This is a genomic window from Bacillus sp. L_1B0_5, from assembly GCF_000836715.1.
GTDB classification, from domain to species: Bacteria; Bacillota; Bacilli; order Bacillales; family Bacillaceae_G; genus Bacillus_A; species Bacillus_A thuringiensis_S.
Genome location: NZ_JXIS01000041.1, coordinates 71,342 through 90,015 on the forward strand (window position 1 = coordinate 71,342; position 18,674 = coordinate 90,015).

Sequence of the window (18,674 nt, forward strand, 5' to 3'; positions counted from 1 at the left end):
CCCTACTTCATTCATGCATAACATAGTATGAATTGAGATTTTACGGAGGGTGTCTTACATGGGCAAGAAAAAGAAGGATTGTCTTTTTCATGTTGATGGTTTCGAAGAATGGATGGATCAATTTTGTTCCGATTCTTGTAGTAACTTTAGTTTCCCAAATCAAATTCATATTGACCTTTGTGAAACTGAACAAGAGTATATTTTGGAAACAGATGTACCAAATGTATCCGAACAAAATGTAGTTATTAAAAAGATGGAGACAGGCCTAAATATTTGCATACTTCATAATAATAGTTCTTTGCAGCGGATCATTCCTTTACCCGCTACTATTATTTACAAGAAGATGCTGGCCTGCTTAGAGAATGGATATTTAGCCATTCATATTTCGAAAAATGAAGTTGCTAATAAACATGAAAAAAAAGTTCTTTTTCAAATTGAGAATTAAAATAAAGTGAAACTTTAATCAATAGGAGTTTTACTGCCCGCAAATACAAATAGCGGGATGAATACAAAAATAAGCCCCAGTCGTCTGCTGGGGCTTATTTTATTTCGCATGTAATTCTAAATTACAATTTCTATCATCTCTTTTTTTCAATAAACCCTTTGTAACTACAAGCACAGGAAATGCTACAGTTGAAAATATAGCTAGCGCTGAAAAGACAATAAATCCATTTTGGTACCCGTAGTAATCAAGAAGTACTCCCCCAAGCCACGGACCAATTACTGCTCCAATTCCTGAAAAACCCATTGCTCCAAAATACGTTCCTTTTAAATGTGAAACAGCTATACCATCTATAAATACATCCGTCATTGAAAACATGAGAACTTCTCCAATTGTAAAAATAATTGTGCAAATGGCAGCACCTAGCGTAGATTCTGCTATTCCAAATCCAAACAGTCCTCCGCTCACAAATAAAGTTCCAACCATAATGGATACTAACGGTGTATACTTTTTACACATTTGAATAACAGGGTATTGAATTACGACTACAACAATCGCATTTAAAGCTAACATATATGAAAATAATTTCACTCCATCCTGAAATATATGTGCATTTGCAAAATATTGAGATACTGTTGTCGTTAAGTGAGAAAAACCACAATTACTCAAAATAATACCGACTAAAGCAACTAAAAATACGACATCCTTTCGCAAAATGCGAATTGCATTTAACATTGTGACAGGTTTTTCTGTATTTACTTTCTTTTTTTCAATTGGATACTTCTTAAATTGGAATGCTAATATAGCTGTATATAGAATGTACACTCCAGCTGCTACTAAAAAAGGAATTGTAGATTTTGCGCTTCCAATCTGTAATCCGACAAGTGGGCCAATCGCTACGCCAACATTGATTGCACCGTAACGCAAATTATACACGAGTAAACGATACTCTGGTTTCGTTAAATCTGATAATAACGCTCTTGACGTCGGTTCAAAAAAAGACCTACATAATCCATTCAAAGCATTTAATAAAAAGAAACTTAAAACATGATTTGCAAGTGAAAAACCTATAAATACAAACACCCAAGCGATCATGGAGCATATTATAATCATATTTCGGCCAAATCGATCCGATAAATTCCCTCCAATAAAACTAGCGAACACCCCAACAAGTGCACTCGTTCCGATAATAGCACCCGTCATTCCTGCTGATACGCCTTTAACAGTCGTTAAATAAATTGCTAAAAAAGGAATACTCATTGACGTGGCAAACCTCGCAAATAAAGTCCCTATTATAATTGTCATTCCTAACGGATGAATATTTTGCAACTTCCCCTTCATCTTCAAACCTTCTCTCCCAATTCTTACATAAAAAAAAGAAAGCAAAGGATCTGCTTTCTTTTCCCTTTTTATACTTGAGCTGTTGATACCCTCGTTGTTCTCGTTATATCCATATCTATGCCATATGTAAACTGTAATTCTTTACAAACATCTTTAATTAATATTGCAACATTATACTTCTCATTAAATTGTAAAACGATGTTCTCTACTTCTTCATATGTATACTTATATTCGCCTGTAATGACACTTTTTAGATCAAAGCATTCATTTATACAAAGTTGCACAAGCAGCTGGTCATATTTCTCTATTACATCTTCTTTCTTCCACAGTACCTCTTTTACATATAACCGATCAAACTTAACACTTTCTCGATTACAATCCGTTAAAATCCGGGTCATTTCATTTAATTCTCGATACAGTTCAGAAATATTTTTGCTTAAACTAAGCAGTTTATCTACGCCGTTTTCATATAACATATTCATTCCACCCCCGCATTTTCTTTTTCTTATTATAGCAAGAAAATTCTAAAAATAGTTTCTTTCTTCTGAAATATTAGGAAACTAATTTCAATTGCTTTACAATGAAACTAGTTAATGCGAGAGGAGAAAGAAAATTGGAGCACAAATTATATTACACTGACGCTTATAAGCAAGAATTTACTACTAAAATTATAAAGCAAGATTATGATAAAGACGGTAACTTATACGTTGTTTTAAACGAAACCGCATTTTATCCGACTGGTGGCGGACAACCACACGACACTGGAACTTTAAATGGTATTGCTGTATTTGATGTTGAAGAAATCGACGAAGAAATCCGCCACTTCATTGCAGAACAATTACACACAGAAGACGTAGAAGGTAAAATCAATTGGGAGCGCCGGTTTGATTATATGCAGCAACATGCAGCTCAGCACATTTTATCTGCTGCTTTTTGGGATCATTTTAACATACCTACGATTGGATTCCATCTTGGTAAAGAAACGGTAACAATTGATTTAGAAACAGAAAATCTTCATGCAGAAACGGTTGAAAAAGCAATACAAATTGCAAACAAAATTGTTTTTGAAAACCATCCAATCCGTACTCTGTGGATGGACTTAGAAGAAGCGAAAACGTTGCCTCTTCGTAAAGAACCGACTATGACAGAAAATATACGGGTTGTTATTATCGAAAACTTTGACTACAACGGCTGTGGTGGAACGCATCCGAAACGAACTGGTGAAGTTGGTCCTATTCAAGTACTAGGATGGGAGCGCAATAAAGGTGGTATACGCTTAACGTTTATCGCTGGTTGGCGTACACTTAAATTAATGGGACAACAGCAACAAATTATGAAAGATATTTCTAAACAATTAAACAGTAGCGAAACTGATATTCCAGCAAAAGTGGCGCAACTGCTTACTTCTCAAAAAGAAAACGAAAAAGCAATACAAACAATGAATGAAAAATTATTATTTGCAGAGGCAAATGAACTACTTCAACACCCTACGGAAATACATGCCGGCATACTTATTTCTAAAGTATTTACAAATCGTTCTATGCAAGAAATCGCAAAGCTTTCCGCTATTATTACAGAACAACAAGAGCATGCAATTACATATTTCGTTATTGAAAACGAGGACAAATTACAATGTATTCTCGCTTGCGGAAAAACTGTAACGCTTGATATGAATGCTCTTTTAAAAGATGCTCTTCCTCCAATTGAAGGAAAAGGTGGCGGAAATAAAAAGAGTGCCCGTGGCGGCGGGAAAGCAATTATGAGCGGAGATGAATTTTTAAATCAGCTTGTTTCTTCTTTACAGTCGGCGGTGTAAAACATTTTTAGGAAGGATAGCTAATAGCTATCCTTCCCCTATAGTTACAGGCCAATATTTTGTTTCAATCCTTGGTAACTCCCTGCATTTGAAAAACCTTCACTTATAAGAGTTATAAAAGTTTCCGAAAAACCATAATGACTTAAATCTTTAATCGGCACCATTTGTACATCATGAATCGGATTATGATCAAATTCATTTGAGGGTAACGTAATTTCCCCTGTAATCTTTTCAAGTAGAAATGTAATATGTAGTAAAGATGGACTGGCATCCGGTTTATCACAAACATAGAGTAGCTTCTTAATTTTAACTTCTAACCCTGTTTCTTCTATCATTTCTCGAATCATTGCTTCTTCTAACGTTTCACCGTTCTCTACCCTTCCTCCAGGTAAAGACCAATTTCTATTAGCAACTCTTTGCTTTACTAGCAATACTTTTTCATCTTCAATTAAAATTCCCGTAACTCGAACTTGCATTACATTTTCCATATATAATCTCCTTCCCTATTAAATTTACAAATTAATCCTTCCACAAAAAGAACATACGTTTTATAATTAAAGGAAATTATGGAAGAAAGAAGTTGTTATATTCATGCGTCCACCTTTAACTAAGTCTATATCACTTGAAGATTTCCAAAACTATTATTGGTTAAAAGCAGAACTGCAAACATTTTGTCGTGAACATGATTTTCCAGCTAGTGGCTCTAAGATCGAGATAACCGAGCGTATCTCACATTATTTAACTACTGGTAAAATATTAAAAAACAGCTCTGTTCAAAAGGTTACTAAAGCTTCCCTATCCTATAAAGACCTTTCTCTTCAAACGATTATTACTAAAAATCACCGCTGTAGCGAAGATGTTCGTGCTTTTTTCAAAGAAAAAATCGGAACAAACTTCCGCTTTACAGTAGCTCTTCAAAAATTTTTCAAAGAGAATGTTGGAAAAACATATGAAGACGCGGTAGCTTTTTGGCATGAAGAAAACGAACGAAAAAAAGAACCTACATACAAAACAACTATCGGTGCACAATTTGAATACAATCGCTTTACTCGTGACTTTTTCGAAGATCCAAATAATAAAGGGAAAGCAAAAGCTGATGCGATTGCTGCTTGGAACGAAATGAAAGCGAAGCCTGGTAGTAATGTTTATATTCCTCAAAAAGTAGAAAACTAGTTACCTCGCTAGTCTTCTACTTTCTCAAATAATAGCGCAATCCCTATCCCACCTCCAATTCCTAATGTAGCAACTCCATATTTCATAGACTCTCTTTGCGCCTGATAAAACAAGCGTGTTACAAGCATAGATCCAGATGCACCGTACGGATGACCGAGCGCAATTGCACCACCATTTATATTTAATTTTTCGTAAGGAATTTGTAATTCATTTGCACAAGCTACAACTTTTGAAGCAAACGCTTCATTTATTTCAAAATAATCGATGTCCTCTACCTTTACATTCATTTCATTTAATAATTTATTCACCGCAAATATTGGACCCGTTCCCGGGAGATTAGGATCCACTCCAACCACAGCACTGTGAACGAAACGAAGAACAGGTTTATAACCTAATTTCCGAGCTTTCCCCTCTTCCATAACAAGAACAGCACATGCCCCATCATTTACACCACATGAATTACCTGCCGTTACTGTACCATTTTTTAAAAATGCGGGCTTTGTTCTTTTAATGATTCGTTCATAATTCATTTCTAGCTTTATAGATTCATCTAATAATCCATTAAAAGAAAATATTTCATCATGTATATATCCTTTTTCTAACACTTGCAGTGTCCGCTTATAACTAAGACAAGCGTACTCGTCTTGCATTTCTCTCGTTATGTTATAACGCTCCGCAACATATTCAGCCGCTACTCCCATGTCAGGATCACCAATTGTTTCAGGTGAAAATCGTGCTCTTTTTTGAAAAGGTGACGTACTTGTACTCTCTACTCCTCCTGCGATATAACAAGTACCTGCCCCGCCTTGAATGAAATGACATGCGGTGCGAATCGCTTCCAATCCAGCACCACATTGCCGATCAATCGTTACACCAGGAATATAATAGCCAAGTCCTGCCTCTAAAGCAGATAATCTTGCAACATTCCCTCCCGGTCCAACAACATTCCCTAATATAACATCGTCTATCTCTCTCTCAATTCCTTTACTTAAAAACGTAAGAAGCGGCGCTGCTAATTGCTGAACTTCATAATCTTTAAACATCCCATTCTTCTTACCAATGGGCGTCCTTTTCGCTTCTACAATAACCGCTCTATTCATATATCTTCTCCCGGTTTTCAATCCTACTTTTTGCTTCCATACGAGCGATTTTCCCACTATTTGTATAAGGTATTCCATCTACAAAATGCCATTCTTTCGGTATTTTAAACGAAGATAATCGTTGTAAGCAAAAACTCTTTAATTGTTGCTTTGTAGCACTTCCTTTTACGATCGCGACGGGCTTTTCACCCCAGTAACTATCTTTCACACCAATTACAACTATTTCATCTACAGCTGGGTGTTCATGTAATACACTTTCTATTTCTTCTGGGAAAATATTAATTCCTCCAAATAAAATCATATTCTTCTCTCTACCAACAATATATATAAAGCCTTCTTCATCTTCATAGCCTACATCTCGCACTGTCATCCAGCCTTCTGCATTCAACTCCCGTGTTAAAACCCCATCTATTATGTATCCCATAAAAAACTGATCACTTTTCACATAAACAGTTCCTATTTCACCTTTTTGTACTTCTTCGCCTGCTTCATTACATATTCGAATTTGCACATTATGACAAGGTTTTCCTACTGAATTTGGCCTTCTTTCGCTTTCTTCATCGACTAGTGCTGTTACAAAACTTAACTCTGATGCACCATAAAATTCATATCTTTTCGCATAAGGAAATATATTCTTTATTTTTCCTTTCGCTTCAGCTTCCCATTTCGCTCCTGACGAAATAATTTTCACTTTATTTTCTATTACTCTATTTTCTTTATATAAAGATTCAAGCATTGTCGGAACTGTATACATAACTGATATATTTTCAGTTTCTAACTTATCTAGTACTTGATTTGGAATGAACTTTCTCATAATGTACACCGTTTGTCCTACATATAATGCACTTATTGCCCCGTATAAGAAAAGAGAATGAACGAGCGTCCCAGCTATTAAAATCGAATCCTCCCTTTTCATATGAAAGTCATGTACATTACAATCAAAACTATGAACCCACGATTGTTGTGCACGTAAAAATGCTTTTGCTGTTCCTGTTGATCCTGATGTAAATCCCATATAAAAAGGAGCATGTTGTACACTTTCTACAGTGGAATATGTAGGAAGATATTTCTCTATCATTCTTTTCCACCCATCAATTTCAATTACTCTTCCTTCTTCATCTAATAGATCATTTACCTTATATCGTTCTGTCACAATCATATCCGGATTACTGATTTCAATTCTTTCTCTGAGCTCATCTTGTTTCCACTTTATATCTAACGGAACACAAACCCACCCGGCCATAGCGGCACCAGAAAATAGTTGTAAAAACTCTATACGATTTTCTAATAGGATTGCTATTGTTTTATTCTTCGATTCTTTTTCATTTAACCAGTTTGCTACTTTACAAACTGACTCGAACCACTCTTTATATGTTAATACTCTATCATTTTCCTTTATCGCTATTTTATTTGGTTGTAAAGAAGCATGCTTTTTGTATTCTTTTGTAACACTCATATGAGACGTCCTTTCTTTACAAAAATAATAAAAAGAAACACGCAATTAACGTGTTTCTTCCCTTTATCATCCCGCATTTGTATATTTTCCATTCTTTAAAGCGGGCGTAATAATATGTTTCAATGAACGATGTAATTTTGTTACGAGAACTGCCGCAATAATTGCTTTTATACAATCCCCTGGTAAAAACACAGCACTCACTTTCATTGTCTCCCATACAGAAACATCCATTAAGAACGCTTGTACAGTAATACCAAATACATAAACTACGAAAATACCACCAATTATATTAATACATAATACTTTTATAATAGAAACTTCACGTAAACGCTCAATTAAATAACCAATAACAAACGCCCCAATAATGTAACCAAGTAAATATCCTGCACTTGGTCCAACAAATACACCAAGGCCACCGCGTCCACCAGCAAGTAATGGTGCTCCTACTCCTACAATAAGTAAGAAAATAAGCTGACTTAATGCACCTAGTCGTGAGCCTAACAACCCACCCGCAAGCATAACACCGAGTGATTGCAATGTAATTGGAACTGGTGTAATAGAAAGAGCAATCGGAGGTATTAACCCTAACACTCCCATAATAGAACTAAATAAAGCGACAAAAACTAAGTTTTTTGTATTCATATTTGCTTCTCCTATTTGTAAACTTAAAATTTATTTTAGATAACATATCACAAAAATTATATTATCTTTCCACCCCTCTTTTGTCAACCATTAATGTATTAGAGTTTACAAATAGAAGTTCACTTATTTCTCTCTATGCAAATGCTCCAGTTCTTTCCGAAGCGCCTGTTTTAAAAACTTCCCAACAGATGTTTTCGGTATTTCTTCCATAAAAACAATATCGTCTGGCAACCACCACTTCGCAAACTGTGGTTTTAAAAACTCATATATTTCTTCTTTTGTAACCGTACTATTTTTCTTTTGAACAACGCAGGCAATTGGTCGCTCTTGCCACTGAGGATGAGGAACTGCAACGACAGCCGCTTCAAATATAGCATCATGTGCCATTAAAGCATTTTCAAGATCGACCGAAGAAATCCATTCTCCCCCGCTTTTAATAACATCCTTCGTACGGTCAACAATTTTCACGCAACCTTCCTCATCGACTGTGACAACATCACCAGTATATAACCATCCATCGCGAAAACCTTCGACAGTACGATCATCGTTATAATAGCTTTCAGCGATCCAAGGTGCTCGTAAACATAATTCTCCCATCTCAGTACCATCCCACTTCACTTCACCATTTGTACCGACTACTTTCATCTCGACACCAGGTACAAGATATCCTTGTTTGGAGCGAATTTCTAGTTGCTCTTCATACGATAATTCCGTTTCATAACTTTTTAAACGTGCAAGTGTTACGAGTGGACTCGTTTCAGTCATACCATATGCATGTATGAACGGAACATTATGTTTCTGTTCAAATGCTTTAATAACACTTTTCGGCGCCGCTGCACCTCCGCATAGTATTCTCGTCATACTAGATAAATCGTAACTATTATTTTCTAACTCTTGTAATATGCCGAGCCAAATTGTCGGCACACCCGCAGCTAACGTCACTTTTTCTGATTGAATCATCTCTAATAAAATTTTCGGAGTAAACATCGGTCCAGGAAGAACTTGTTTTGATCCAAACCAAGTAGCCGCAAAAGGAAGTCCCCAAGCGTTCACATGAAACATCGGGACGATTGCCATTGCTGCATCACTTTCCGATAAAGCAGCTGTATCAGCTAAACCGAGTGCCATACAGTGTAATACAGTACTACGATGCGTATATACAACACCTTTTGGATTTCCTGTAGTCGCTGACGTATAACACATACCAGCAGGTGTATTTTCATCAATATCTTTTACAAATTGGAAATTGGGATCGCCTTCTTCTAATAGCTTTTCATAATGATATACAGGCTGAAGTGTAGTTTTTGGGAGCTCATCTTTATCAGTCATAACAATGTAGGCTTGTACAGTTGATAATTCGGATTGAATACTTTCAACGAGTGGTACAATATCTTCATCTATAAGTAGAATTCGATCTTCTGCATGCTGAATAATGTATGAAATATGTTGAGGAGATAAACGAATATTAATTGTGTGCAAAACAGAAGCAATACCTGGAATAGCAAAATACGCTTCCACATGCCGATGATGGTTCCACGCTAACGTTCCTACACGTTCACTTTCTTTAATTCCAAGCTTTTTCAACGCACTGGAAAGTCTTCTCGTTCTTTCCCCTAACTGCTTATACGTTAACGTTGTAACTGTATCATGTGTCCGTGAAACAATTTCTTTCTTCGAAAACAGTTTCTCTGCTCTTTCCATCATAGAACTAATTGTTAGCGGTACATTCATCATCATATTGGTTATGTCCCCCTTTAAAACGTTTTCATTTTTTCGTTTATTATAACAGACTTCTACAAATGATTACGACATTTTTCTGTATTTTCTGAATTATTTCTCTGGAAATAATTCAGAACGATAAAAAACATGTTTTGAATACATTGATTCGAAACATGTTTTTTATTTTTTATAAACTATCTACCTTTTTCCTTACTTTCTTTTTCAATTTAAAAATAAAACGATTACTGTATTCCTTATTTTCTACTAAAATCCGATACGTCTCTAACACTCCTAACACACGTACAAAAAGATAAACTCCGATAGCAATAAGTACAACACAATAAGGATAATACTGTACGAGTTCTCCTGAAGTAATTCGTTTTTTCTCAAATAAAAACGGTATCGCTCCTGCTGCAATAAAACAAAATCCAACGATCACTACTGCCGTATACTTCTTCTTAATAGTCGCATATCTTTTGGTCAATTCTTTTAGAAAGTTTTGATCAAATAGTAGTTCTTCCTTTTTCAATACATTGTATCGACTCTCTTCTATCGTTACAGATGCCATCATTGCTCCGATCCCAAGCACTGCAATGATAATGACAAGAAACGTAGACATTGTTGCATTTTCTTTAAATAATAAGTACGGTATTGTAGATAAAATAAGCAAGCTAAATCCTAATGCAATATATTTAGAAATTTTTTGTCCATACACTACATACCCTTCTGCCATTTCCTTACTTACATAATAACCATTTTCCTTTTCGTTACTTTGCTCAGCAGTTTCTTTTAATAAATAGTCAAGTGATACTTCAAATACATTTCCAATCATTATTAACTTTTCAGTTTCAGGAAAACCTTGACCGTTTTCCCATTTACTAACCGCTTGCCTTGTTGTATTTAATTTTTCAGCTAATGCTTCTTGAGAAAGGCCCTTTTCCTTTCTTAATTTAAAAAGCTTTTCACCAAATCCCATATGTGTGTCCCCCTTTGTTTTCTTACCTAAATTGTATGTAAACATTCCCCTTATCTCTATCTTCCCGCGGTTGCACTTTGTCAACTTACGGTTGCGAATGTGTTATATAGTGGTTTTTCATACGATTTAGCTAGTTTTCTTCTACGATTATGACATTAATCAAACATTTCATTCCAATAACAAATTATAACAATTAAAGGTAATTATTGTTACAAAAAAATAAAAACTCCCTTATTCATTTAAAGGAGTTTTCGATATGAAATATTCCAAGAAGGGCTAATTTTCTTTCTCATATTAATTCACAATTTCTTCTATATATTTTTGTATGTTGTGCAACGATTAATAAGCATCCCACACAGTATATGTTGTCATCTCTTTATATAAGGCATATTCATATATATGTAAAATATTACTCCTATTAGCTTCTTTAATAAAAACACTTTTCAATAATCATAACGGCTTCTGCTTAAACTTTTCATAATGTCGTACTTTTAATGAAAGGATATTTCCGCAGTCTGTACAAATATAAGCATCCACCGGTGAAGATGTGAACATCGTTTCCTTTTTCCGTATTTGTGCATATCCGACAAACTCACCTTCTCCTATGTTTTGAGAACCACAATTAGAGCATGTCTGCACGGCTTTTTGTTTCATGAGAGCACCACCTTTAATCTGTTTCTACTCCCTTCGACAGTTCAATTCCATTTCCCTTCCAAAAAACTTCTTATTCTCTTACATTACAACAGGAATCTCAAAACAAAAATCGTATATGTACTATGAAAGATATTTATTAATGGAGGAATTTTATGACTACTGTTATGACACTCGATATAGCAACAGAAATTGAAAATGCAGAAATTGATATGCTCTCTTCTAGATTAGAGGGACTACAAGCAATAATCGGAAATCCAATGCAAGTGCAAATGAAAAAGTTCGGTAGTGCCACTGCCTTTTCATCAAAAATAATTGCCGGTCCTGCTTTTAATACGGTAAAAGGTATTACAAATGCAGATGCGATTGATGCAATCATTTCTTATTATGAATCACTACAAATCCCTTGTCGTTTTGAAATTACCCCAGCACAAGGTACAACTGAATTATTTCAATACTTATCTCAAAAAGGTTTTTACCAATCTAGCTTCCATACTGCTTTGTATAGTATACCGAGAGAGGATTCATCACTTCTTCCTTCTAATATTACAATACGAAAACTAAAAGAAAATGAATTTGATATTTTTGCAGACATATATGTACGTGGATTTAATATGCCATCCTTTACAAAAGATGCTGTTCGCCAAAATAACGAAATTCTTTACAATGAACCAGGATGGCATTTTTTCATAGCTGCAGTTCAAAATATCCCTGCTGGTATTGGTGTCCTGTATATAAATAAAGGTGTCGCATCATTAGCTGCGTCTGCTACTTTGCCAGAATTTCAGCGTAAAGGCTGTCACACTGCATTAATTCAAAGACGAATTAAGACAGCTATTGAATCCAATTGTACTTTAATAGTTGGACAAGCAAGGTTCGGTAGCGGCAGTCAAAATAATATGGAACGTGCCCATATGAAAATCGCTTATACGAAATCGATATGGACTGCAAAAGACATATAATTTACTTTCTTTCTCCTTCCGTTACATTTTTAAACATTTTATGACAATTCCTTTTCTATCCCGTTAATCATTTGAATATTCAAACTAAATTTGTTACGCTATTACTAGATACATCATTCAACTTGCAATATGAAAAGAAAATTCTAATCAAACTACAAGGAGGAGAAATGTATGACTAAGCACGAACACGGTTTAAAAGAAAAAGTAGAAGGTGCCATTGATAAGGTAAAGGGCGAAGTAAAAGAAGTTGTCGGGAAAGTAACTGACAATAAGAAGTTACAAGCTGAAGGAAAATGGGATAAGGTGAAAGGCACCGCTAAAGATACAGTTGGTAATGTGAAAGAACAAGTACATGAATATAAGGAACATAAATAATAAAAACACGTTAGATGTATTTTCATCTAACGTGTTTTTATTTTACTTTATATATAATGAACCAAATAACATATGATATATTTTTATTTCTCTATACTCTTTGTAAGTGGTTTTTTAAAGGCATTTCTATTCCATACAGCAAAAACAGTAAGAGAAATAATAAAGAATACTACAAGACATATACCCAGATAATCAAAATTAACTACCTGTATGAGATTCCAAAACGGTCCCTGTAAATTATAGCTTTCAATAAGCAAAGATAATAGTTGATACCCCCCTATTAAAAAAGCCGTTATAACAGATATTGAGGTAATTAATACATTATATGAATTTCTTATTCGACTATTTTCCATTGCCCACTTATAATTCGTATTCATGAATGTACTATCTAATGTATCCATCAATGACATTCCTGCAGCAAATAAAATGGGGAAAGCAAATATACTTACAAGTGGAATAGATTGACTTGTTGCAGTTACTGTAGAAAGAGCAATTAATCCAATTTCACTCGCTGTATCAAAACCAAGCCCAAATAAAAAACCGATCATATACAATTGCTTCTGACTATCAATAAATGTAAATAAGCGCTGCGTGAAACGGTATATAAATCCCAGGTTTTCTAGCTGTTTGTCCTCTTGACTTCGTAACACTTTAATAAGGTACAACAGATTGGTAAGACCGATAATAATAAGGAATGTACTAGAAACGATTGTACCAATAATACCGCCTATAGTTGAAAAACTCTCCATCCCATGTTTTGCAGTTTTTCCAATTAAAGCAATTAATACAATCATCACAAATACTACTGTAGAGTGTCCTAGTGAGAAGTAAAATCCCACCCCCTGTGAGTTTTTACCTTTTTCAATTAATTTCCGAACAGTATTATCAATTGCGACAATATGATCACTATCAAACGCATGACGCAATCCTAAAGAATATGCAATAATAGCCATTCCGATTATGCTATTACCTTTATACAGTGCCGGTAATAATAAGAGAATTCCAAGCACATGAAGAAATATAATAATAACAAAAAAGTTAGTTGCCTTTTTTAGTTCACTTTTCCACATAGTTACTAACCCTTTCTACTTTAAATTGAATACTTTTGAAAAAGAAAAGTGCCATAATAAAAACTACAATCGTTATAATAGTCACTAAAATAATTACAAAATTATTTAACACGTCTGTATGATTTGTAAGTGTTAACAGAGCTGGTACTGTTGCAGTAATCCAGGATTCAACGAAGCAAACAATACCTACATAAATATGAATCTTCTTTTTCAATCCATCTTGTAGGAAAAATAAAAACCAAAGGAATGCCCAAAAGAACCAAATTATTGTACTTTGTAAACTTCCACTCTCATGTAATTGATTCACTATTCCCATAACCGTTGCAATGATAGCAACCCAAAGAGAATAGTAACCTACACCTGAAGAATCAAGTTTTAATATATTCGTAAGACCAACATATAAATAAGTAAAACCAAATAAAAAAATAGTTCCACTAGATAGGATAGTCCACTCATCGGATTGACTTCCTGTAAATAATAAATATAATGGTGTCAAAGTTTGTAATGCCCCTACAAATAAATTAAAGTATCCTACACTTTTGCTATCAATGAGTTTAAAAGCTGCTAGTGAATTCATAAATAGAACTGCACCGACAAACAATAATCCCACATTAGTCATAGTATCCCCTTCTCTTACTTAATATTTTCGATAGGATGTTAATTCTTCATGTAGACAATGCTCTCTAACAAAACGATGACACTGAAAAAATATAGACTCGATATCCTCTGTATTATGACTAAGTATGCGTATGACAAAGCCTTTACATGGTGTAGAAGATATTCCAATTTTCATATTGTTAGTGTTAGATAGTGATGTTTTCAATGCTGCAATTAAATCATTTGTAATGTTCTCATTAATAACTATGAAAGTACCATAATGGGAATATTGATTTAATATTCCCATTTGATCTAACGACTCTTTGAAAGGGTTTAACAATAGATGATCGTATACTACAAGTTTATTTTCCATATATATTTTTGTTAACGAATCAAAATATTGGTATGTGAACTTCTCCATATTTGGCGACCAACCGGGCGTAACTGAATCGCATAAAATCAATGTAGAATTATTTTGCATATATATATTGGTTTTTTGCTTATATGCTGCATCCTTGTACATAATTAACGGGTCTGGTAGATATTCCATAACAGCATTCTCACCAATATAAAAATTCAATTCTTGCAAAGCATAACTATTTGGAGTCTTGTAAACTTTCGTTGCCGATTGGCTTGTTATATATGTTTTCGCATCTTTACCAACATTTATATTTATAGAATAGAAATCTCCTTTTAAATAGCCTCCACCAGAATTCATAATATAGTAATATGCTCTACCATACTCGTCCAAATATATTGGCTGCGTTACTTTTAAGGCATCTTTATGATAAACCTTAATAGGTACGGTTTTATGTCTCTTTTCCATCACATCAATATTTAAGACACCTGTAGGGGATTTCATTTTTTCAATCCTTCTAACATAATGTTTTGTCGCATCCAATTTATTAATTCTTGCAAACCTTCTTCATCCTTCAAATTTGTAAAAAAGTATGGTTTATTATGTCGGTAATTTTTCGTATCCTGCTCCATAACTCCAAGATCAGCCCCTACATAAGGTGCCAAATCCGTTTTATTAATTACAAATACATCAGATTTGATCATTCCTTGTCCACCTTTACGCGGAATCTTTTCTCCCTGTGCCACATCAATAATATAAATTGAAAAATCCACTAGCTCCGGACTAAATGTGGCAGCTAAATTATCACCCCCACTTTCAATAAAAATAATATCTAAATTATTATGTCTCATCATAAGTTCTTCAATTGCTTCAAAATTCATAGAAGCGTCCTCTCGAATTGCTGTATGCGGGCACCCTCCTGTCTCTACACCAATAATTCTATCTTCTGGTAAAACACCTGTTTTCAATAAAATTTTTGCATCTTCTTTCGTATAAATATCGTTTGTAATTGCTGCAATTTCATAATCTGTATTTAGATGTTTTGTTAACTTTTCAACTAACATTGTTTTCCCAGCACCTACTGGGCCACCGATACCAATTCTAATAGGCTTTATCATTTTATTTTTTCCTCCCTATGACATGAAGACCCTTACATTTACATCTTCATGTTGCATTTGATTTATTTCGAATTCAGGATCATTCAATCCAAAATCCTCTAATGAAAGTATTTGAATTCTATCAATAGATTCACAGATTAATTCATGGCATTCTTGTAATAATTTTTGACCATCTGTTTGTCCAAGAGGAATGGCTCTCACACCGTTTTGAATTATACTTCCAACACTTGAGTATAAGAAAACTAAGAGCGTTTCTTCTATTGTCATTTTCAATTCCGCCCCTAATATTCCGTATACGATACTCGGATGACCTTGTAATTTATTACCCATAATATTTTCTTTATATATATTTAAATTTACAAATGAGAACAATTCACACAATAATTTAGAAGTACTTTTACTAATCATTCTATTTGCTTTTCTACATTCAAAAGGCAGTGTTTGTGCTGTTATTAAATCATCTAAAAATGTAATTTGTTCTCCCTCATTAGTCTTAATTGCTTCGTAAGTACATTTGCAAATTAAGCCATCCGTGTATGTTAATTGGACCTTTATATATCGATTAACCCATTTGAAAAATTCGGCTTTATTTGTAACTTGTCCCTCTTGAATAAACGTTTCTAATCCAAAAGAGTGACTAAAACTTCCTGTTGGGAAGTTCGAATCACTAATTTGGAGTAGGTTAAATAGGTTAAATATGTTTGTGTGAAGCATGCTTGAATGGTTTTGGTAATACTCTATTTTCTTTTTGATAAGGAACACCTTCCTTTTTAAGTAAATCTTCTACTAAGTAGTCATTTGCCAAAATCATGCACCCTTCATCGAATTGTGCTGGTAAATGTCTATTTCCTAAGTTATGAGCAATAATTCCCATTTCTTTTATTGATGTTGGAGTAATTACAATCACCTCTTCTGGTAATACTTCAATATATACAATTCGATTTTCATCTTCATATAAAATATCACCGTTCTTTAATGTTTCTCCACTATCTAAAGACACCCCAATTTCAAAACCAGATTCTGAATATAATTTCTGAACCCTCTTCAGTAAAAGCTCACTAGAAATCGATATTTTATCAAGATGCTTTGTTGTATTTGAAAAATTATTCATATTACATACGTTGTTATTAATTTTTTCAATAATCATTTTATCTCCCCCGTTATATCAAAATAAAAAATATCTTTGAGCCATAGGTAGTATATCTACTGCTTCACACGTGATTACTTGTCCATCAACTTTAACTTCATATGTCTGCGGATCTACTTCAATTTTTGGTGTTGCATTATTTAGTTTCATATCTCGCTTCGAAATCTCTCTCGTATTTTTAACAGGTAATACAACTTTATTTAAACCTAATTTTTCTTTAATATTATTCTCATAAGCTACTTTCGATACAAATGTAATCGAACTTGACTGTACTGCTTTTCCATATGCACCAAACATCTTTTTTTCATAATATGGTTGTGGGGTAGGAATCGAAGCATTCTCGTCTCCCATTAATGCCATCACTACCATCCCATTTTTCAAAACCATATCTGGCTTAACACCGAAAAATTGTGGATCCCATATTACAAGGTCTGCATACTTTCCTACTTCAATAGAGCCAACATATTCTGAAATCCCATGTGTAATAGCTGGATTAATTGTATACTTAGCTATATAACGTTGAATTCTATTATTATCGTTATATTCTTTATCTCCCTCTAAACTACCAATCTGCTTTTTCATTTTATCGGCAGTTTGCCAATTGCGAATAATAACCTCGCCAACCCTTCCCATCGCCTGTGAGTCAGAGCTAATCATGCTGAAAACCCCTAGATCTTGCAAAATATCCTCTGCCGCGATTGTTTCTTTTCGAATCCTTGAATCTGCAAACATTACATCTTCTGGAATATTCGCTTTTAAATGATGACATACCATGAGCATATCTAAATGTTCATCCAGCGTATTCACTGTATATGGCAAGGTCGGGTTCGTTGAAGATGGTAAAATATTATTCAGCGCAGCAATCTTTATAATATCTGGTGCATGCCCACCTCCAGCTCCTTCAGTGTGGTACGTATGAATAACACGATTATCAATAGCTTTTATCGTTTCTTCCACAAAACCACATTCATTTAAAGTATCCGTATGAATAGCGACTTGAATATCATATTTATCAGCAATCTGTAACGAGTGATTAATTGCTGAAGAAGTCGCTCCCCAATCTTCATGGATTTTCAATCCGATAGCCCCTGCAAATATTTGTTCTTCCAGGGCAGGTAGACTTGAACTATTTCCTTTCCCTAAAAACCCAAGGTTTACAGGAAAAGCTTCTGCTGCTTCTAGCATTTTTCTTAAGTTCCAAGATCCAGGTGTTATTGTAGTTGCCTTAGTCCCTTCTGCCGGTCCTGTTCCCCCACCAATTAAAGTTGTTATACCTGAAGCTAATGCTGTATCAATTTGTTGTGGGGATATGAAATGCACATGTGTATCAATACCTCCAGCTGTAACGATTTTCCGCTCACCAGAAATTACTTCCGTTGATGTTCCAATGATGATATCAATGTTATCCATAACTGAAGGATTACCACTCTTACCTATTGCTGAAATCTTTCCATCTTTTATACCAACATCCGCTTTATATATTCCTGTATAATCAATAATAATTGCATTGGTAATAACAACATCCACAACCCCCTGTTCTCTTGTAAGTTGTGAATTTTGTCCCATACCATCCCTAATTGATTTTCCTCCACCAAAGACAGCTTCATCACCATATACAGTGGCATTTCGATCAACATGTGCGAATAATTGTGTATCCGCTAAACGAATAGAATCTCCTGTAGTTGGACCATATAAATCAGCATATTGTTTACGTGACATCTTAAAACTCAT

21 protein-coding genes are annotated in these 18,674 nt (G+C 34.4%); 5 read left to right on the forward strand and 16 right to left on the reverse strand.

Features of this window, described 5'->3' with window-relative positions; translation table 11 throughout:
• Positions 1 to 58: 58 nt before the first annotated feature.
• A complete protein-coding gene (locus RT27_RS13590; RefSeq protein ID WP_000516738.1) occupies positions 59 to 445 on the forward strand; it encodes an Hsp20/alpha crystallin family protein in 387 nt (128 codons plus the stop codon).
• A gap of 99 nt (positions 446 to 544) precedes the next feature.
• Here the strand turns inward: RT27_RS13590 and RT27_RS13595 are convergent, their stop codons facing one another.
• Together RT27_RS13595 and RT27_RS13600 are read right to left on the reverse strand one after the other, a co-directional pair.
• Positions 545 to 1,783: an MFS transporter gene (locus RT27_RS13595; RefSeq protein WP_043936426.1), complete on the reverse strand. Its 1,239-nt coding sequence runs from the start codon at positions 1,781 to 1,783 to the stop codon at positions 545 to 547.
• Positions 1,784 to 1,851: 68 nt separating this feature from the next.
• Positions 1,852 to 2,259, reverse strand: coding sequence for a hypothetical protein (locus RT27_RS13600; protein WP_000965142.1), 408 nt, complete (start codon positions 2,257 to 2,259; stop codon positions 1,852 to 1,854).
• A gap of 137 nt (positions 2,260 to 2,396) precedes the next feature.
• On the opposite strand from RT27_RS13600, the gene RT27_RS13605 reads away from it, so the two are divergent.
• A complete protein-coding gene (locus RT27_RS13605; protein WP_155417070.1) occupies positions 2,397 to 3,599 on the forward strand; it encodes a DHHA1 domain-containing protein in 1,203 nt (400 codons plus the stop codon).
• A 44-nt stretch (positions 3,600 to 3,643) separates the two neighbouring features.
• Here the strand turns inward: RT27_RS13605 and RT27_RS13610 are convergent, their stop codons facing one another.
• Positions 3,644 to 4,087, reverse strand: coding sequence for an NUDIX hydrolase (locus RT27_RS13610; protein WP_043936428.1), 444 nt, complete (start codon positions 4,085 to 4,087; stop codon positions 3,644 to 3,646).
• A 103-nt stretch (positions 4,088 to 4,190) separates the two neighbouring features.
• Between RT27_RS13610 and RT27_RS13615 the strand changes: the two genes are divergently transcribed.
• Entirely contained in the window at positions 4,191 to 4,772 is a 582-nt protein-coding gene (locus RT27_RS13615; RefSeq protein ID WP_043936429.1) for a DUF6434 domain-containing protein, read from the forward strand.
• 8 nt (positions 4,773 to 4,780) lie between these two features.
• On the opposite strand, the gene RT27_RS13620 is transcribed toward RT27_RS13615, so the two are convergent.
• The 6 genes from RT27_RS13620 to RT27_RS13645 form a co-directional block, all read right to left on the reverse strand.
• Positions 4,781 to 5,872, reverse strand: a complete 1,092-nt coding sequence (locus RT27_RS13620) for an acetyl-CoA C-acyltransferase (RefSeq protein ID WP_043936430.1) — start codon at positions 5,870 to 5,872, stop codon at positions 4,781 to 4,783.
• The gene (locus tag RT27_RS13625; RefSeq protein WP_043936431.1) at positions 5,865 to 7,328 is read right to left on the reverse strand and encodes an acyl-CoA synthetase; all 1,464 of its coding nucleotides are present in this window, start codon (positions 7,326 to 7,328) and stop codon (positions 5,865 to 5,867) included. The genes RT27_RS13620 and RT27_RS13625 overlap by 8 nt, the downstream gene beginning before the upstream one ends.
• Before the next feature lie 66 nt (positions 7,329 to 7,394).
• Positions 7,395 to 7,970: a biotin transporter BioY gene (locus tag RT27_RS13630; protein WP_001093334.1), complete on the reverse strand. Its 576-nt coding sequence runs from the start codon at positions 7,968 to 7,970 to the stop codon at positions 7,395 to 7,397.
• A gap of 123 nt (positions 7,971 to 8,093) precedes the next feature.
• The gene (locus tag RT27_RS13635) at positions 8,094 to 9,707 is read right to left on the reverse strand and encodes a long-chain fatty acid--CoA ligase (RefSeq protein WP_043936432.1); all 1,614 of its coding nucleotides are present in this window, start codon (positions 9,705 to 9,707) and stop codon (positions 8,094 to 8,096) included.
• A gap of 169 nt (positions 9,708 to 9,876) precedes the next feature.
• A complete protein-coding gene (locus RT27_RS13640) occupies positions 9,877 to 10,665 on the reverse strand; it encodes a helix-turn-helix domain-containing protein (protein ID WP_029443041.1) in 789 nt (262 codons plus the stop codon).
• A gap of 450 nt (positions 10,666 to 11,115) precedes the next feature.
• The gene (locus RT27_RS13645; protein ID WP_000810194.1) at positions 11,116 to 11,319 is read right to left on the reverse strand and encodes a hypothetical protein; all 204 of its coding nucleotides are present in this window, start codon (positions 11,317 to 11,319) and stop codon (positions 11,116 to 11,118) included.
• Positions 11,320 to 11,471: 152 nt separating this feature from the next.
• Between RT27_RS13645 and RT27_RS13650 the strand changes: the two genes are divergently transcribed.
• Both RT27_RS13650 and RT27_RS13655 read left to right on the forward strand, forming a co-directional pair.
• On the forward strand, positions 11,472 to 12,278 hold the full coding sequence (locus tag RT27_RS13650; RefSeq protein ID WP_043936433.1) for a GNAT family N-acetyltransferase: 807 nt from the start codon (positions 11,472 to 11,474) through the stop codon (positions 12,276 to 12,278).
• A 171-nt stretch (positions 12,279 to 12,449) separates the two neighbouring features.
• The gene (locus RT27_RS13655; RefSeq protein ID WP_016080658.1) at positions 12,450 to 12,653 is read left to right on the forward strand and encodes a CsbD family protein; all 204 of its coding nucleotides are present in this window, start codon (positions 12,450 to 12,452) and stop codon (positions 12,651 to 12,653) included.
• Positions 12,654 to 12,736: 83 nt separating this feature from the next.
• Here the strand turns inward: RT27_RS13655 and RT27_RS13660 are convergent, their stop codons facing one another.
• From RT27_RS13660 to ureC, 7 genes are read right to left on the reverse strand one after another with little or no spacing between them, the layout of a single operon-like run.
• The gene (locus tag RT27_RS13660) at positions 12,737 to 13,723 is read right to left on the reverse strand and encodes a Ni2+-Co2+ transporter (NiCoT) family transition metal uptake transporter (RefSeq protein WP_016080657.1); all 987 of its coding nucleotides are present in this window, start codon (positions 13,721 to 13,723) and stop codon (positions 12,737 to 12,739) included.
• Positions 13,710 to 14,342, reverse strand: a complete 633-nt coding sequence (locus RT27_RS13665) for an AmiS/UreI family transporter (RefSeq protein ID WP_043936434.1) — start codon at positions 14,340 to 14,342, stop codon at positions 13,710 to 13,712. Before RT27_RS13665 ends, RT27_RS13660 begins: the two co-directional genes overlap by 14 nt.
• Positions 14,343 to 14,360: 18 nt before the next feature.
• Positions 14,361 to 15,182: an urease accessory protein UreD gene (locus RT27_RS13670; RefSeq protein ID WP_016080655.1), complete on the reverse strand. Its 822-nt coding sequence runs from the start codon at positions 15,180 to 15,182 to the stop codon at positions 14,361 to 14,363.
• A complete protein-coding gene (gene ureG / locus RT27_RS13675) occupies positions 15,179 to 15,796 on the reverse strand; it encodes an urease accessory protein UreG (protein WP_016080654.1) in 618 nt (205 codons plus the stop codon). Before ureG ends, RT27_RS13670 begins: the two co-directional genes overlap by 4 nt.
• A 15-nt stretch (positions 15,797 to 15,811) precedes the next feature.
• The gene (locus RT27_RS13680) at positions 15,812 to 16,510 is read right to left on the reverse strand and encodes an urease accessory protein UreF (protein ID WP_043936435.1); all 699 of its coding nucleotides are present in this window, start codon (positions 16,508 to 16,510) and stop codon (positions 15,812 to 15,814) included.
• A complete protein-coding gene (locus RT27_RS13685) occupies positions 16,488 to 16,943 on the reverse strand; it encodes an urease accessory protein UreE (protein ID WP_016080652.1) in 456 nt (151 codons plus the stop codon). Before RT27_RS13685 ends, RT27_RS13680 begins: the two co-directional genes overlap by 23 nt.
• An 18-nt stretch (positions 16,944 to 16,961) precedes the next feature.
• The gene (gene ureC / locus RT27_RS13690) at positions 16,962 to 18,674 is read right to left on the reverse strand and encodes an urease subunit alpha (protein ID WP_043315353.1); all 1,713 of its coding nucleotides are present in this window, start codon (positions 18,672 to 18,674) and stop codon (positions 16,962 to 16,964) included.

Coding starts and splice junctions, on each gene's coding strand:
- RT27_RS13615 (WP_043936429.1), top strand. CDS start 4,191: ATGCGTCCACCTTTAACTAAGTCTATATCACTTGAAGATTTCCAAAAC.
- RT27_RS13620 (WP_043936430.1), bottom strand. CDS start 5,872: ATGAATAGAGCGGTTATTGTAGAAGCGAAAAGGACGCCCATTGGTAAG.
- ureC (WP_043315353.1), bottom strand. CDS start 18,674: ATGAGTTTTAAGATGTCACGTAAACAATATGCTGATTTATATGGTCCA.
- RT27_RS13650 (WP_043936433.1), top strand. CDS start 11,472: ATGACTACTGTTATGACACTCGATATAGCAACAGAAATTGAAAATGCA.
- RT27_RS13630 (WP_001093334.1), bottom strand. CDS start 7,970: ATGAATACAAAAAACTTAGTTTTTGTCGCTTTATTTAGTTCTATTATG.
- RT27_RS13635 (WP_043936432.1), bottom strand. CDS start 9,707: ATGATGATGAATGTACCGCTAACAATTAGTTCTATGATGGAAAGAGCA.
- RT27_RS13595 (WP_043936426.1), bottom strand. CDS start 1,783: ATGAAGGGGAAGTTGCAAAATATTCATCCGTTAGGAATGACAATTATA.
- ureG (WP_016080654.1), bottom strand. CDS start 15,796: ATGATAAAGCCTATTAGAATTGGTATCGGTGGCCCAGTAGGTGCTGGG.
- RT27_RS13665 (WP_043936434.1), bottom strand. CDS start 14,342: ATGACTAATGTGGGATTATTGTTTGTCGGTGCAGTTCTATTTATGAAT.
- RT27_RS13645 (WP_000810194.1), bottom strand. CDS start 11,319: ATGAAACAAAAAGCCGTGCAGACATGCTCTAATTGTGGTTCTCAAAAC.
- RT27_RS13590 (WP_000516738.1), top strand. CDS start 59: ATGGGCAAGAAAAAGAAGGATTGTCTTTTTCATGTTGATGGTTTCGAA.
- RT27_RS13600 (WP_000965142.1), bottom strand. CDS start 2,259: ATGTTATATGAAAACGGCGTAGATAAACTGCTTAGTTTAAGCAAAAAT.
- RT27_RS13670 (WP_016080655.1), bottom strand. CDS start 15,182: ATGAAATCCCCTACAGGTGTCTTAAATATTGATGTGATGGAAAAGAGA.
- RT27_RS13655 (WP_016080658.1), top strand. CDS start 12,450: ATGACTAAGCACGAACACGGTTTAAAAGAAAAAGTAGAAGGTGCCATT.
- RT27_RS13680 (WP_043936435.1), bottom strand. CDS start 16,510: ATGCTTCACACAAACATATTTAACCTATTTAACCTACTCCAAATTAGT.
- RT27_RS13660 (WP_016080657.1), bottom strand. CDS start 13,723: ATGTGGAAAAGTGAACTAAAAAAGGCAACTAACTTTTTTGTTATTATT.
- RT27_RS13625 (WP_043936431.1), bottom strand. CDS start 7,328: ATGAGTGTTACAAAAGAATACAAAAAGCATGCTTCTTTACAACCAAAT.
- RT27_RS13610 (WP_043936428.1), bottom strand. CDS start 4,087: ATGGAAAATGTAATGCAAGTTCGAGTTACGGGAATTTTAATTGAAGAT.
- RT27_RS13685 (WP_016080652.1), bottom strand. CDS start 16,943: ATGATTATTGAAAAAATTAATAACAACGTATGTAATATGAATAATTTT.
- RT27_RS13640 (WP_029443041.1), bottom strand. CDS start 10,665: ATGGGATTTGGTGAAAAGCTTTTTAAATTAAGAAAGGAAAAGGGCCTT.